The organism is Butyrivibrio sp. FCS006 (assembly GCF_000424525.1).
Taxonomy (GTDB): domain Bacteria; phylum Bacillota; class Clostridia; order Lachnospirales; family Lachnospiraceae; genus Butyrivibrio.
This window is the reverse complement of the sequence record NZ_KE384204.1, coordinates 503,896-517,849: the sequence shown is the minus strand read 5'-3', so window position 1 is coordinate 517,849 and position 13,954 is coordinate 503,896. Positions and strand designations below refer to the sequence as shown.

General features: G+C 40.3%; 11 protein-coding genes. 1 reads left to right on the top strand and 10 read right to left on the bottom strand.

The features are described from left to right. Window positions 1-194 precede the first annotated feature (194 nt). A complete protein-coding gene (locus G633_RS0113580; protein ID WP_026520250.1) occupies window positions 195-1,409 on the top strand; it encodes an SGNH/GDSL hydrolase family protein in 1,215 nt (404 codons plus the stop codon). A gap of 70 nt (window positions 1,410-1,479) precedes the next feature. Here the strand turns inward: G633_RS0113580 and G633_RS0113575 are convergent, their stop codons facing one another. The 10 genes from G633_RS0113575 to G633_RS0113530 all read right to left on the bottom strand — a co-directional run bounded on the left by G633_RS0113575 (window position 1,480) and on the right by G633_RS0113530 (window position 13,945). Beyond that, window positions 1,480-2,433 carry a glycosyltransferase family 2 protein gene (locus tag G633_RS0113575; RefSeq protein ID WP_035771424.1) on the bottom strand — a complete coding sequence of 318 codons (954 nt, stop codon included), beginning with the start codon at window positions 2,431-2,433 and terminating at the stop codon, window positions 1,480-1,482. Window positions 2,434-2,454: 21 nt separating this feature from the next. Beyond that, complete coding sequence (locus G633_RS0113570) at window positions 2,455-3,474, bottom strand: radical SAM/SPASM domain-containing protein (protein WP_022768197.1); 1,020 nt, start codon at window positions 3,472-3,474, stop codon at window positions 2,455-2,457. A gap of 26 nt (window positions 3,475-3,500) precedes the next feature. Continuing rightward, entirely contained in the window at window positions 3,501-5,162 is a 1,662-nt protein-coding gene (locus G633_RS0113565; protein ID WP_026520248.1) for a hypothetical protein, read from the bottom strand. Beyond that, a complete protein-coding gene (locus G633_RS0113560) occupies window positions 5,131-6,660 on the bottom strand; it encodes a glycosyltransferase family 39 protein (protein WP_026520247.1) in 1,530 nt (509 codons plus the stop codon). Before G633_RS0113560 ends, G633_RS0113565 begins: the two co-directional genes overlap by 32 nt. Further along, window positions 6,653-8,200 carry a DUF6056 family protein gene (locus G633_RS0113555; RefSeq protein WP_026520246.1) on the bottom strand — a complete coding sequence of 516 codons (1,548 nt, stop codon included), beginning with the start codon at window positions 8,198-8,200 and terminating at the stop codon, window positions 6,653-6,655. The genes G633_RS0113560 and G633_RS0113555 overlap by 8 nt, the downstream gene beginning before the upstream one ends. Window positions 8,201-8,209: 9 nt before the next feature. After that, the gene (locus G633_RS0113550; protein ID WP_026520245.1) at window positions 8,210-9,262 is read right to left on the bottom strand and encodes an NAD-dependent epimerase/dehydratase family protein; all 1,053 of its coding nucleotides are present in this window, start codon (window positions 9,260-9,262) and stop codon (window positions 8,210-8,212) included. 18 nt (window positions 9,263-9,280) lie between these two features. Then, entirely contained in the window at window positions 9,281-9,913 is a 633-nt protein-coding gene (locus tag G633_RS0113545; RefSeq protein ID WP_026520244.1) for a hypothetical protein, read from the bottom strand. Then, window positions 9,898-10,689 carry a MarR family transcriptional regulator gene (locus G633_RS0113540; RefSeq protein WP_026520243.1) on the bottom strand — a complete coding sequence of 264 codons (792 nt, stop codon included), beginning with the start codon at window positions 10,687-10,689 and terminating at the stop codon, window positions 9,898-9,900. Before G633_RS0113540 ends, G633_RS0113545 begins: the two co-directional genes overlap by 16 nt. Before the next feature lie 24 nt (window positions 10,690-10,713). Further along, window positions 10,714-12,204 (bottom strand): hypothetical protein, encoded by a 1,491-nt coding sequence (locus G633_RS0113535; RefSeq protein WP_026520242.1) that lies wholly within the window; start codon window positions 12,202-12,204, stop codon window positions 10,714-10,716. A 190-nt stretch (window positions 12,205-12,394) separates the two neighbouring features. Then, entirely contained in the window at window positions 12,395-13,945 is a 1,551-nt protein-coding gene (locus tag G633_RS0113530; protein ID WP_207638116.1) for a DUF6056 family protein, read from the bottom strand. Window positions 13,946-13,954: the final 9 nt, after the last annotated feature.

The following is a 13,954-nucleotide window of genomic DNA, read 5'->3' as shown; positions in this document are numbered from 1 at the left end:
TTCTTCAACTCAAAGGGGATAAACAAAATTATCTTATGTTATGTTCGTAATATAGTTCGCTAAACAGCGTGATACAGTTAATTTCTTAAGAATTTCTTAAGATTAACGGCAGATTTTCTTAAGATTGCCCCAAAAGTCTTTTAAATTGAAAATCAAGTGTTAAAATAACTGATGGAAAGACGAGGAGACAAATTATGAAAAAGTATAAAATCTTAATATCAACAGTCATGGCTTTCTCCCTTATTCTGGGAGGGTGCTCACTTAATAAAGACGAGGCACTTGAGCCAACAGAATTCCTATCAGATAACAAAAACGCTAATGAAGCTAATGACGACTCAGCTTCAACAGACCAGTCAGTTGTAGTAGTTGAGAACCTGTTTGAGCCTATTCTTGAAGCTTTGGAGAACGAAGAAGAACTCCCTAAAACTCAGGAAGAGACAACAGAAGAAAACAGCGAAGATGATGTTGTAAGAATGGTCTTCTTTGGAGACAGCCAGATAGCCAATGGAAGAAACGATGGTTCTGACATCCCCAACATAATGACAACAAGAATACCAAACTCTGTTGCTTACAACCTTGCAATCGGTGGAACCTCTGCTTCTGTAGAACCGACCACCTCAGATGTATCACCTGAGAGCATTAATTCTACCAGCTTTCTTAGCATGGCTTACTGTCTATCAGGGAAAGCCGACAGACAGCGGATACTTGCTCAGCAGCAGAACGTCCTTAGCATAATGAATACCATAGATCCTTCTACAGTTGATTACTACTTCATCGAATATGGAGCAAACGACTTCTTCAACAACGCTCCACTGGATGCTTCCATCTATGACTCAGAAGGTGACAAGGCTCATGCGTTCTATAATGCAATGAGCATGGGAATTGAAGAGCTCAAGTCAATTAGTCCTCAAGCAGCCATCTATATCATCACTCCATTTTATGGCATCTATGTTGGAGGAGATGGCCAATTCGTAGGTGACTCTTACGTTGTAAGTAATGGTATCGGTACATTATCAGATTATGCTAAAAAGGCTAAAAACGTAGCTGAAGATGAGCAGGTTACACTCATCGACACAATGTTTCAGGAGCACACAGATTTATATGTCGATACAGCCAGCCAGTACCTGATGGATAACCTTCATCTTACTTTGCTGGGTAGACAGATCTTCTCAAGAATATTTGCTCACTACGTAAACTTTGCTGAGCACAATGAACCTTATGCATATCTCGAGACAGACTTCATTAAGATAGCTGAATATGACACTGAAGAATACTACAGATGTGATGAAGAACTTATGAAGAACAACTATCCAGAATCATGGGAGAAATATATCAAGGGTGAATTCCCACTGGCACAACCTTCTCAGGAAGCCCTTGATGCATACAACGCTGAACAGAACGGCGGCTGATAAACATCGGAATATAGTTAAGGCCTGATTCCATCAACTGATGAAATCAGGCCTATTATTTTACCTTAAATCACTGTGTGCCCTCTTTGGCATAATCGGTTTCTTTATGCCTCTGCAGCATATTGAGCTGCATCTCAAATTCTCTTCTGTTATTGATAGCCAGTGTCGACAAGATAACACCCGCAAATATACTCTGTACAGCTGCCATCATAACAAAACAGCATACAATCAGTGTAGGAATCCTTGGAACCAAATGTGTAGCCCAGTACTCCTGAAGGATAGGAATAAAGAAAATAATCGAGATCAGAGCAAGAACCGCTGCAATTATACTAAAGAATCCAAACGGCTTATAACTCCTATACAATCTTGCAATAGTCTTAAGCACCTTAAAACCATCAGCATAAGTGTTGAGCTTACTTACTGACCCTTCAGGCCTATCCCTGTAATCAATGACCACATTGTCGATCTGCATGTTATTATAAACAGCATGGATGGTCATCTCAGTCTCAATCTCAAATCCCTTGGACAATACAGGGAATGTCTTAACAAACTCATAAGAGAATGCCCTGAAGCCTGTCATGATGTCTCTGACATTGCTCCCAAACAACCTGTTAACACTTCCTCTGACCAGATCATTACCAAAGTTATGGAACGGTCTCTTATTCTCCTGATAATAAGTAGATGAGAGTCTGTCACCAACAACCATATCTGAATTGTGATTCAGTACAAGGTCAACCATCTCAGGTGCTGACTCCATAGGATATGTGTCGTCTCCGTCAACCATGACATATACAAGAGCATCTATCTCGCGGAACATACGCCTAATAACATTTCCCTTGCCCTGCATATACTCATTACGCACAACAGCTCCGGCTTCTGCTGCAATTTCAGCAGTTCTGTCCTTGGAATTGTTGTTATATACATAAATCGTAGCATCCGGAAGGGCAGCCCTTGCGTCCCTGACCACCTTGCCTATTGTCTTCTCTTCGTTATAGCATGGAATAAGTACTGCTATCTTGTCCATGTTGTACCCCACTTCAATATATTACTTAATGCCATCATCGTCGTTGTTTTTATTGCCGATCTTCATTCTCTCATGACCGCCAAGCTTGTTGGCTGCATCCTGATCTCCGCGAAGAATAGCATTTACGATCTGCATTCTAAATCCGGCATCAATGAAGTCACAGTGCTTACAGAACGGATAGTTCTGACGGCCTTCCGCAATCTTGCGTCTAACATTCTGGAACTGTTCACATCCCCAGGCTTCCTTAAGAGTCATCTTGTTAAGATCACCAAAGTCTGTAACCTCGAAGTTGTCACAGCAGCACAGACCCATCTTACCATTAGGCATGATCCACATATCTGTAAATGGAAGCAGACATGTCTCCTTGATAACCTTCTGAGTCTCCTGCTTGTTAGGAGCACTTCCTGCACGGTTGGTAAGAACCTCCTGAAGGTATCTCATCTGGATCTGGATATCCAGGTCCTTGAACTCATCGGGATGAGCCTTGACATAATCATAAATCTCCTGAAGATTCTTATGAAGCTTCATCTCCATGGAGTAATTGTTGATAATAAGCTGATTGATATATGGTGCAACTTCCTTGACCTTATCAATTGTCAGGATAAGTCCGTTAGTTGACATGAAGATAAAGCTGTCAGGAAGCTTCTCCCTCGCATACTTATGTCTCTCTACAATCTTGGTATCAAGAAGCGGCTCGTTATTTCCGTACAGTGTCAGATGTCCCTTGTATCCCCAGTCAGCAAGCTGGTCAATAATGCTCTTGTAAAGGTCATCATCGATCTTGGCAAGAGGTCTCTTCTCAGCATGTACGTTAGCTGTGCAGAAAGCACAGGTGGAGTTACATCTGTTGATAGTCTCGATATTTACAACATTAGGCATCGGAACTTCCTTGGCATTAAGGAAGTAGTCACAATATGCCTTCTGTGACTTACTTCTTGTTACAAACTGAAGCTTAAGATAAGCGTTACTTGCAAGCATTGGGAAGTGCTTTCTTGCAAACCATCCGAACTTTCCCATAAAACTGTTAACTCTGATTGGCATTTAATATTTCTCCTTCATAAATACAATTACTCATCCGTTACCGGGTTCTCATTCCTCTGATAGAGGTAATAGGTCTGGTCGAAATTATAGAACTGACAGCGCTCCTGCATGATAAAATCATATCTGTCGCCGAGACCTTCTGCCTCAAGCCCCACAGAAACCACAAAATCAGCCTCTCCGTTGTGAACATACTGCTTCTGATAGTCCAGAACTTCCTGCATATTAAGGGTCTGCGTCTGGAAGTAATAACAGATAGGTTCTACGTCAAGAACGGTATATAGCCCAACATCAAAGGTATACTCCAGGATGATTCCCGGGTCCTCGACGCCGGAATTCTCTATATAGTCCTTGAAATGATACAGCCACAGATCCTCTGCCTTGAGCTTCATGACCTTCACATTCATGGATGTGAATATCACTATCACTACTGCAGCAGCAAAAGAAATAAGACTGAAAGCAAAAGCCAGTCCGGAGTCCAGAATAGCTCCGTCGTAGTTTCTTCCGTGAGTATTTTTCTCAATTCGTCCCTTAAGGAACCTTTCTATTATATAACAAAATGGAATAAAACCAAACACCACAAATCCATTTATAGGAAAAGAGTAGTAAGGAAGGCTCACACCACCGATAAAAATCACAATCGCCAAGAACGCAAACAGCATTCCCATGTTGATAAGTTCAAAAATATCTACATGTATAAAGAACCTGTCCCTCTTCTTAAGCGAATTTCTATCATCCGGAATAAATGTCGAAATAGCAGACGCCAGGAAATACAATATTCCTATGGCTATCAACACATATACAGGGAAATTGTTTAATACATGGTCCTTAATGATATCGTAGAAAGTTGCCATTCTCTCTGTGAATGTCAGCTTCTTGGAATACTCAAAAACATTCTTGTAGATATACACATATACCCAGTCATCTATTGCTCCATGTATTCCAAAATAGATGATCCAGGGCAGCGTTGCTATCCCCATTCCTCCCAGGAATACGAAACAGCTGATAACCGCCTTAGCAATTTCCTTCTCCCCTAAAAGATCTGCAAAGAAGACCATCGCCATCCAGGCAAAGAAAAGTCCCAATGAATTGAATTTAATATGCAGCACACATCCGGCAAGAATGCCACCTATCAGCACCACTTTATAGGGCATCACCCTGGGATAAACTCCCCTGAAATACCGTAGTGATAAGTACATTCCCCACATGATAAATGGGAAAAGAAATTCTTCCGCGCTTCCACCCCAGTAGAAATTAGAGCTTGAGTAGATAACAGCTCCGGTTATCGGTGTCAGTATATAGGGGAAAGTCCTTGGCTCTAAAAACAGCTGATAGATTCTAAGAATCGCCAATAGAGAAAAGAACGCTGCAATGATCTCCATGACAAAAACACCACGGAATGTGGTAGCAGATATGAGAGATGCAATACCATAGATGAAATAGAGCAAGATTCCCTTCTGATCAAAGAGATCTCTATATGGCACAAAGCCTCTGAAAATACACTTTCCAACAGTAAAATAGCTGTTGGCATCATCCCATAGATTAAACACATACAAGAAAGAACTTCTGGTACAAACAAGCATGATGCAGACGGCACTTAAAGCGCACCACAAAGAAGGCTTTAACAGCCCGTCCTTGTAATCATCATTCAGATCATATTTACCCTTTAACGTGTTTGCGAATAAATCCAAGTAGCACCTTCAATCCGTATGCCCCAAAAGGCAGGTAATATATGTAATACCTCATTATATATCGCGAAGAGCCTTCCCAGAACTCGTGGAAACCCATTCCTCCAAAGATCAGGATAAGAAGCAGCATCTCAGATGTAGATGCCTTTCTCCCTTTTAGAATGCCTGACAGATAGATTATAACACCTATGTAGCATACAGGCATAAATACATTCATGATCCATATAAGTACAGGCGATCCATAGGGTGATGCAAATACCAGATAATGGCATATAGCAGGCTGATTCTCCACATGACGGCTTACCAGATCCAGATTGTGAGTTGAGATACATACGCTGTCAGCCCACTGTGTAGCAAACTTCCGAACCAAAAACTTTGCTCCGTGAAGAGGCCTGTTTGCAAAGTCCCTAAGTGTTTCCCTAATATTCTCCTTGGCAGCTATTGCCGTAGCCTCAGAGTCAAAGCCATTCTCACCGAATACTTTGTAGTTATATCCGTTATACCATCCATCCTCTAAGTCACTCTCCTGAAGGCCCATAGCTATATGAGACCAGGATGGACTTCCGGCTGGAATCTCGTCAAGTCCGGTCAAATTGCAAAAGTATGAATTAACTGCAGCCTTAGCTCCAACGACAAGTATCAGCATGACAGCCGCAATAACAAGGTTCTGAATAATCTTCTTATTGTCAATTGTGCTAAACAGCAATATCAGCAAAAGAGCTATCAGAGTTATCTCACAGTTGGTTTTGATCAGTATCGCAACAGCTATACTAACAGCCGATATGACACCATATCGCTTGAGCCCTCTCTTAACATACAGGACCATCATATACAGTGCCAAAGTCTGTGGTGCCATGCTCAGGATATCGCCGTAAATGTATGTCACATAGTTGTAGAAGAACAGTGCTCCGCATGACAAGAGCGAAACAACACCGCATATTTCCTTATCTTCAAAGAATTCCCAAGTCAGTTTGTATATCAGATAAACGGTGATGAGAATACTAAGTAGCTGCACCATATCCCAAGCAAAGTAATTACTCTTGCCAAAAATGCTTACCATTATCTGGCCAAACGCTACGTAGCCAAGCTGAAACGGCCAAATAAAAAGATATCCGCCTGCATTTGTCAGTGAACTGTAATCACCGTCCACAAACTGATTGATGATATCATCCAAAGTCTTTGAATCATTTACTGCCTGAGGCTTTATTCCCAAAATCAGCAACAAGCAATAAGACACAATAAACGCCAGTCCAATAACAGCCAAAAGTCTGCTGCGTTTCTCGAATACCCCTTTAGTCTTAAGTAAATAGAACACTGCAAGCACAGCCACAACCAATATGGCAAGCAGTGGGATATTCTCCCTGCCATACTGAGGCCAATCCACATCCGATCCCATATCATAATATATGGTCGTCACCGTGCTGACGCCCAGCACAATTGCAGCAGCCACAAAAAGGCAAAGCGCGATTATGTAATTAAAAGCACTCCTGAGCTTATTCACTCCCTACCCTCACGCTGTCCTTGTCATAATAAGTTGCCACAATTGTGTTCTCCCACAATGTAGCATCTCCATACATATCGCTTTGAAAAAGAAGCTCCGGGCTAACAGTATGCGGCTTAAATACCACATCCTTCACAGAATCATCCTCGAACACTTCCATACGCTGTTCTTTTTCAGCCAGATACTGCTTGGCATCACCACTTACCAAATCCACTATGGCAGATGTCGCTGAGTAATAATGCGGATTGGGAATAATAGATAGCGCCGATCCAAATGCCAGTAAAAGAGCCATCACAGCCACAATAGTAGAAGAAATCAAAGATAATCTTCCGGGCTCAGTCTCTTTGGTCTGTCTTCCAACTACATTCTGCCTGATCCAGCATGCATAGTACACAACAGTAAGCACCAGCATTACCAGAAACTGCATCCACATGGTAGACCTGATTCTTGGTGCATCAGCATTGCCAACTGCATATAATGGCGGTGCTACGCAGCATGCCATCATACTAAAGGAGAAGAAAGTAAACACCACAGGATGGTGTAATTCAAACTCCATCTTCTCAGCCATCTTCCAGGCTATCACTGCAGCTATCACAAGCGCCAAAATTACTTCCCAGCGCATCATATCGTTAACGCAAACATCAAGTACACTATAATATGACCTGAGTACAACCTTTATGGGATTAATATTTCCCATAGATGTTCCTCTTATCCTGTTCCCAGGAGCAATGGCTGATACTACGAGACCTATAAGCTGGCACACAAAGGCTGTCCACAGCCATTTAACATTCCCGTCACCCTTAAGTTCAAACTTACCGAGCCTTATCATCAGCAGAATGAATACCCCAAGTACAGAGCAAACTGCCATTACAAGTGCAGTCATATAATTGCTTCCACCAAGAAGGAATCCCAAGACACAGATCCATACAAGCCTCAATGTACGTTTAACGGTACTAAGTCCACCTGACTCATAGATAAATCTGAATATCATTCCTATCCAAACCAGTGACAGACCAAACATGAAAGTATAGTTTATTGCTCCGCTCCACCAATAGAAGGCTTCCGCTCTGGTAGTACCATTCTCCATTGACTGTACGATCATCAAGAGAGTTAGCATAGATAAGCCATAAGCCATATGACCTTCCATCTTCCATACACGATGGAATAGCGCATCGAAGAAGTACATAACGCCATAGCTCAGCATTCCCAGCACAATAACAGCATTTATTGCACTCCATCTCTCGCCAAAGATACTAGGGCTAAGACATGTCAGGAAACTCGAGAAGAAATAACCAACCCAATTATTGTAAATATAAATTGTCTTGGTAAATGCGCTCCAAACAGTAACAAAGAAGTTTCCTGTCTGAACAAAAGTCTGATGTGGCTGAAGTGCCATAGAAAAGTCATCCACCGATGGCCAGTTATATATCCCGATAGCCAGCATAGGAATGATGCTCAGCACATAAAGAAAAGTCAGAACAACGCACAGGTTCTTCGTATTTATGTTTTTGATAAAGTTTGGCAATTTATAGCTAAACATCAATCATCCTCAAACTCTGTAATATTCCTTGTACCACTTGGCAAATGCTCTAAGTCCGTCCCTGAGAGGTGTATCCGGCTTAAATCCAAAGTCTTCCTGAAGCGCAGTAACATCAGCGTAAGTTACTTCTACATCTCCTGGCTGCATCGGAACAAGTTCCTTGTGTGATTCAAAGTCATAATCCTCAGGCAGTACTCCTGCTGCCACCAGTTCCTGCTGAAGTATATCAACAAAATCAAGAAGGTTTACAGGATCATTGTTTCCAATGTTGTAGACCTTGTATCTGACACCGTTCTCATTTTCTGCCGGTGCTACCTGCATTACACTGATAACACCCTCGACTATATCATCCACAAAAGTAAAGTCTCTCTTGCAGTTACCATAGTTGAAAATCTTAATAGTCTCACCCTTTATCAGCTTGTTAGTGAATCCAAAGTAAGCCATATCCGGACGTCCTGCCGGTCCATAAACTGTAAAGAACCTAAGTCCTGTAGATGGGATTCCATAGAGCTTAGAATATGCATGAGCCAATAACTCATTAGACTTCTTGGTTGCAGCATAAAGAGATACCGGATTATCAACCTTATCCTCAACACTATAAGGTATCTTCTTATTGCTTCCATAAACGCTGGAGCTTGAAGCATACACAAGATGCTGGACAGGATTATGCCTGCAAGCTTCCAGGATGTTGTAAAATCCGATTATATTAGACTCAATGTATGCATCAGGATTCTCAATAGAGTATCGTACTCCTGCCTGCGCTGCCAGATTCACAATCACCTCAGGCTTAAACTCAGAAAACACCCTGTCTATCAGATCTCTGTCCGCAATACTTCCTCTGACAAGTTCAAACTGATCATCATACTGAGCTGCCTCGGCAATCCTATCGAGCCTGTACTCCTTGATCCAAACATCATAGTAGTCATTCATATTGTCGATTCCCATAACCTTACACTCAGGGAATCTCTTAACCAGCTCTCTCACCAGGTTAGCTCCAATAAATCCTGCAGCTCCGGTCACAAGAATTCTTCTACTATTTAAATCAATGTTACTTTTCAACATATCAAATGCTCCATGCTTCTACTTTCTTATAGAGCCATCACCTTTTTCACTTGTCTTTCTAATCCTACCAATAACTGAGGCCCAAAATACAATAACTTTGTTTTTATCTTCAATCTTTTCAGAAATATTATATAGTTGAGATGCTTCTTCCGTAAGAGAATCAAACCTATCATCAAGCATATAATAGGCCTTATTAAGCTCTGGTCTTATAGCATCTGCGGTTTCTGAAAACTGTTCATCAGACATTTTTACTGTATCAACAGCCTGGTAATAAGGCAATCCTCTAACACTTCTTGATAAGAAAAAAAGGATGATACCATATTCCATATCAGAAAGCTTAAATAAATCAGAACAAAAAAATTCATTATATATTTGCTGGTAAAATGCTTCCTGACATGGGTTATCTCTTGCAATCAAATGAACATATTCTTGCATAAACCCGAAATATTTAGCACCGAGTATCATAGTCTTTTCTTCGAGCTCGGAGGAAACTGCCTCTTTATCAAAGCTAAAATGAGAATTCTCGATTATCTGTTGTAATACCAAATAGTCTTTCTCGTTTCTTGCACTCAAAAGTTTTTTATACAGAAAGACATAAGCGTCCACGATACTTCTTTCTGTAGTAAAAGCATCTTCTATAGTCTTACGCATTTTGTATTTACCTCCTCACTGTCATTTATAAATCTCGGTTCAAAATTAAAACGAACTTTTTGCTCGTTCTTATTGGTAGTACCAAAAACTCCATTCAACGCCAAATCACGAAACTCATTGTTTTCAATTTTAACATCATAAACAAGATCCATTTTTTGAAGGTTTAAAGCGCTTTCCAAATCCCCCCTGTCAAGATACTCAGTAACCCGTTCTTTGTTATCTTCAATCTTCTTCTCATTTGATTTTAATAATCCAAAATAACGTATTCCATTATCTGTAAGTTTATAAACCTTATATCTGCCAACTCTGCTAGATGTAACATAATCCGTGCTTAATATCTTCTTCATGCATTCTGTCATTGTTGATTCTTGCATGTCCAAATCTCTGCTTAGATCTGTGTGGTTGCTTGACCTCTTCTTCCCCAGATACAATATAACTTCATCAAAATGCTTAATATTAGAGTATGCCTCACTGGCATCATTCCATACATACTCATCTCTCTTTTTTTCATATTCGGAATGACTGTATGCCAATATTGCACCTCGGAGCTGGCCAATTTTATATATAGTCCTCAATATCTCAGAGTCTAATATTTTCCTCTCAAACTGCTTTAAAACAGCATTGCCAAATTTCAGACTCTGTCCTAAAGACTTGGAATCTCCTTGTACGTCTTCAAATAAGATATTTAAGTTATTGTCAATATAATCGCTGATTCCATCAAACTTACTTGCCGCATATTCTTCGCACATATCAAAATCCGGCTTATACCATTTCATCGTATTATCTCCATTCTGTATTCTTTATAAATCTTTATATTCCAGCTTCTGCTCACATTTTGATTCATAAACTGTTTGTTTGTATACTGGTTGCTTTAGTGGTATCTTGACCACAAAAATACACGCTTTAACTCCATCACATTTCCCATGGCAATCACCTCCTGCGAATATTTCCATTGTATTTCTTCCTGATTTGGAATATGCTCCACAACACTTGTTGAAGTTCTTGGCAGCACCACAACAATTCCCCCACATTATCGTAGTATCTGTATTAAGGTACTCCATGATTTTGTTCAAAAAATCCTGTTCACCAGGTGTATAAGAAGGCACCAGCAACAAAGACACTCCCAAGCATCTACAAAGGATTTCACTCCACCCAGACTCACTATCTGCTAAAAACTCAGAACAAATAAGTGTAGAAATCCTATGCACATTAGGAATGTGAATTATAATATTCTCCTTTTCCTCATAATCTCTAAGTGCTTCCTGAATATGTTCTTTCGTATTTGAATAAGGGATATATTTGTATTGAATTCCCATTACACTCCCATCACTGTGAGTAATAGTAATTCCATTCTCTCTATTAGCCCAAACACTAGGCCATAGCGTGATAGATGGAGCAACAACGCCTTTCCTGATCTGCTCCTGGCAAAGCTTCGAAATCCACTCTACATTTTGAGGATTACTGCCATCAAAACGTGACGTTCCAAGAGTCTCCGGCATGAAGATTATATCTACCCCCTCACTGCATGCCAGCCTCCAGTCATCAATTATTCTCTCATTAACAAAAGAGATGACTTCATCCTTAAGTATTATTTCCTCCGCACTAATGTTATAACCTCTTTTATTTTGTATCACTTTGTTAGTATCGAATGCTTTGCGATCAATAACAGGGGCAAACGCCACAACAACATTATCATTTCCTTTGTCAAGGATTGCCTCGTCTGAAACAATGATATTCTTAATAGTTCTGGTTCCATCCCATCTGAAATAGCTATAATTTGTAAGCATTCCGTTTAACTCATAAAATGAATCACGGTTAGCTAATCTCTTAGGCCTTTCAGGATCCATAACATCATATACAGTTCGAATAGGGAATTTAGGATTAATCCATATTTTTGTCTCGCGAAAATTAGAATTCAGGGCACCAACTTCAGTATAGGTTGTATCGTTAACAGAACAGAGTTCCCACAAGGAGATCATCCCAACAGCCTTCGAAGGTTTTAAATAGGTAAACTTATCATCCAGCCACTTAGATATTGTATATGCCTTTATAAATCTTGATTGTTCATTAGAATGTTTTAGATTATTTACAGTTCCTTCCAAAAAGGTATTAAATTCAGTGAGGTTACCATTCCACTTGTCATCTAAAAGGACCTCATATCTCGCCTCTTCTTCCTCAAAATTTTCCAAAGAAAATAAATCTGTAAAGTGATCATCTCCAAATTCGTATAGAATACTCAGAGCAATCGACAACAGATTTACACATCCCCTAACTTCAACTCCTACACCCATGTTTACACATCCCTTTGTACCATCATAGTATCATCTATTATACATATCAGCAAGCAATAGTTCAAGTTTAATTCAATTTTAATTCCATTTTAATTCAATTTTTACCGTTGTGACAAAACAAAATCCACACATACAAAAAACAACTCCAAAGCATCCTTATGGCTTGCCTTAGAGTTGTTAAAAATCCTTGCTACCTCTCGAATACATATGGTTCAGATTCATAGGTAACACTATTCTTCTGATAGAACAGCCTCGTTCCTTCTATCCAATCAGATGCATCATAAGGATACAGCGTATTTGGATTGACTCCAAAAGGCATGACGTATACGTCTTCATCCTCCGACATCAATCTGTTTGTATTCTCCTCCATCTGATATCCGTAATATGCTGCCGTACCATTTTTCCAGTTATCTATGGCAGTTGTTGTGAGATAATGCTGTCCCTTATCCGTCATCATCTCGGTTCTTATTCCAAATAAACAGATGATCACAGCTACAACTGCAGCTAAGGCACCGACCAAAGGCGAATATACTCTAAATCCCTTTTGATATAACCATCCCAGGCAATATACAACATCAAATGCCATTAGCAGCACCATATTGAAATATACTACATTCTCAGTCCTTGCCATTTCCGTAGCAATTCCAAACACCTGCAGCATATCACCTGAAGTATCCTCTACTGCAAGCATTGGGCAATACATAGCTGCAAGCAGACAATAGCTTGCCAATACCACAAGAACTGGCATGCCAAAGGAAAACCTGAGCCCTTTATCACCAATCTTGTGAAGCTCTCTCCACGCAATAATTCCAACTCCTAATAGCACAGCCAATAATTCAAGCGAGAATTTATCAGCAATATCCATGGTGCATACTTTAAAAGCCTTTACCAAAATATCAACAACATCCAAATGTCCGATATCGGCTCCCATTGTACCGCCTCTGGCCCTGTTTCCGGGGGATAACATGTTTGCCAGGAAGCCAAACGCATATGCAATCATCATTGGGAGAAAAGCCAAGAAGCAATTCAGTTTATGCCCTTTTTCTTGGAGCACCATAATTGCAACTCCGAAAACAAGCATCACAAGCATTCCTGTAAGTGCTGTCACATTGTTCGATCCCGCTGTAACAACACCTAAAAGGCATAGCAATGCCGTTAATACAATCTTCGAGATTGGCTTTCTTTCATCCCGGTTCTTGCCAAATACATACAGTGCCACCATCGAAACAAAGAACACCAACAACGAATTCATGTATGTGTAATGAACTGCACTGTTATACCAGGTAAAAGCCTCCGCTATACCAATTACTCGTTCTGCCGATACCAGATATGCAAGGAGCGAAATGCTTATAGCTCCGGGAAAAGACATCTTCCAAAGTCTTTTAAATACCACAAGCCCCAATACAACATATGCACCCAACATGGAAATCGCCATTATCAATCCGGTCAGATGATATAACTTAATATTCCATACAGCCGGCTGCAAAGACATTAAAAAACACGATGTATATGTTCCCTGCCAATCCATGTAAACAGCTGCAGTAGACCTGATAGCCTCTCCAATGGTCTTAAGAACAGAATGTGTGCTCAAATAAACCATTCTCGCATCAGTGCCATAGCTGAAATCGTCAGCCCATGGATATGCATATTTAGAAACATATATGAATGGAATCAGTAACGCAATTGTAATTACAGTGAGCACAATTGCAGTTACCGTCATTGTCGTGTCTTTTTTTCTCATCCCCATATA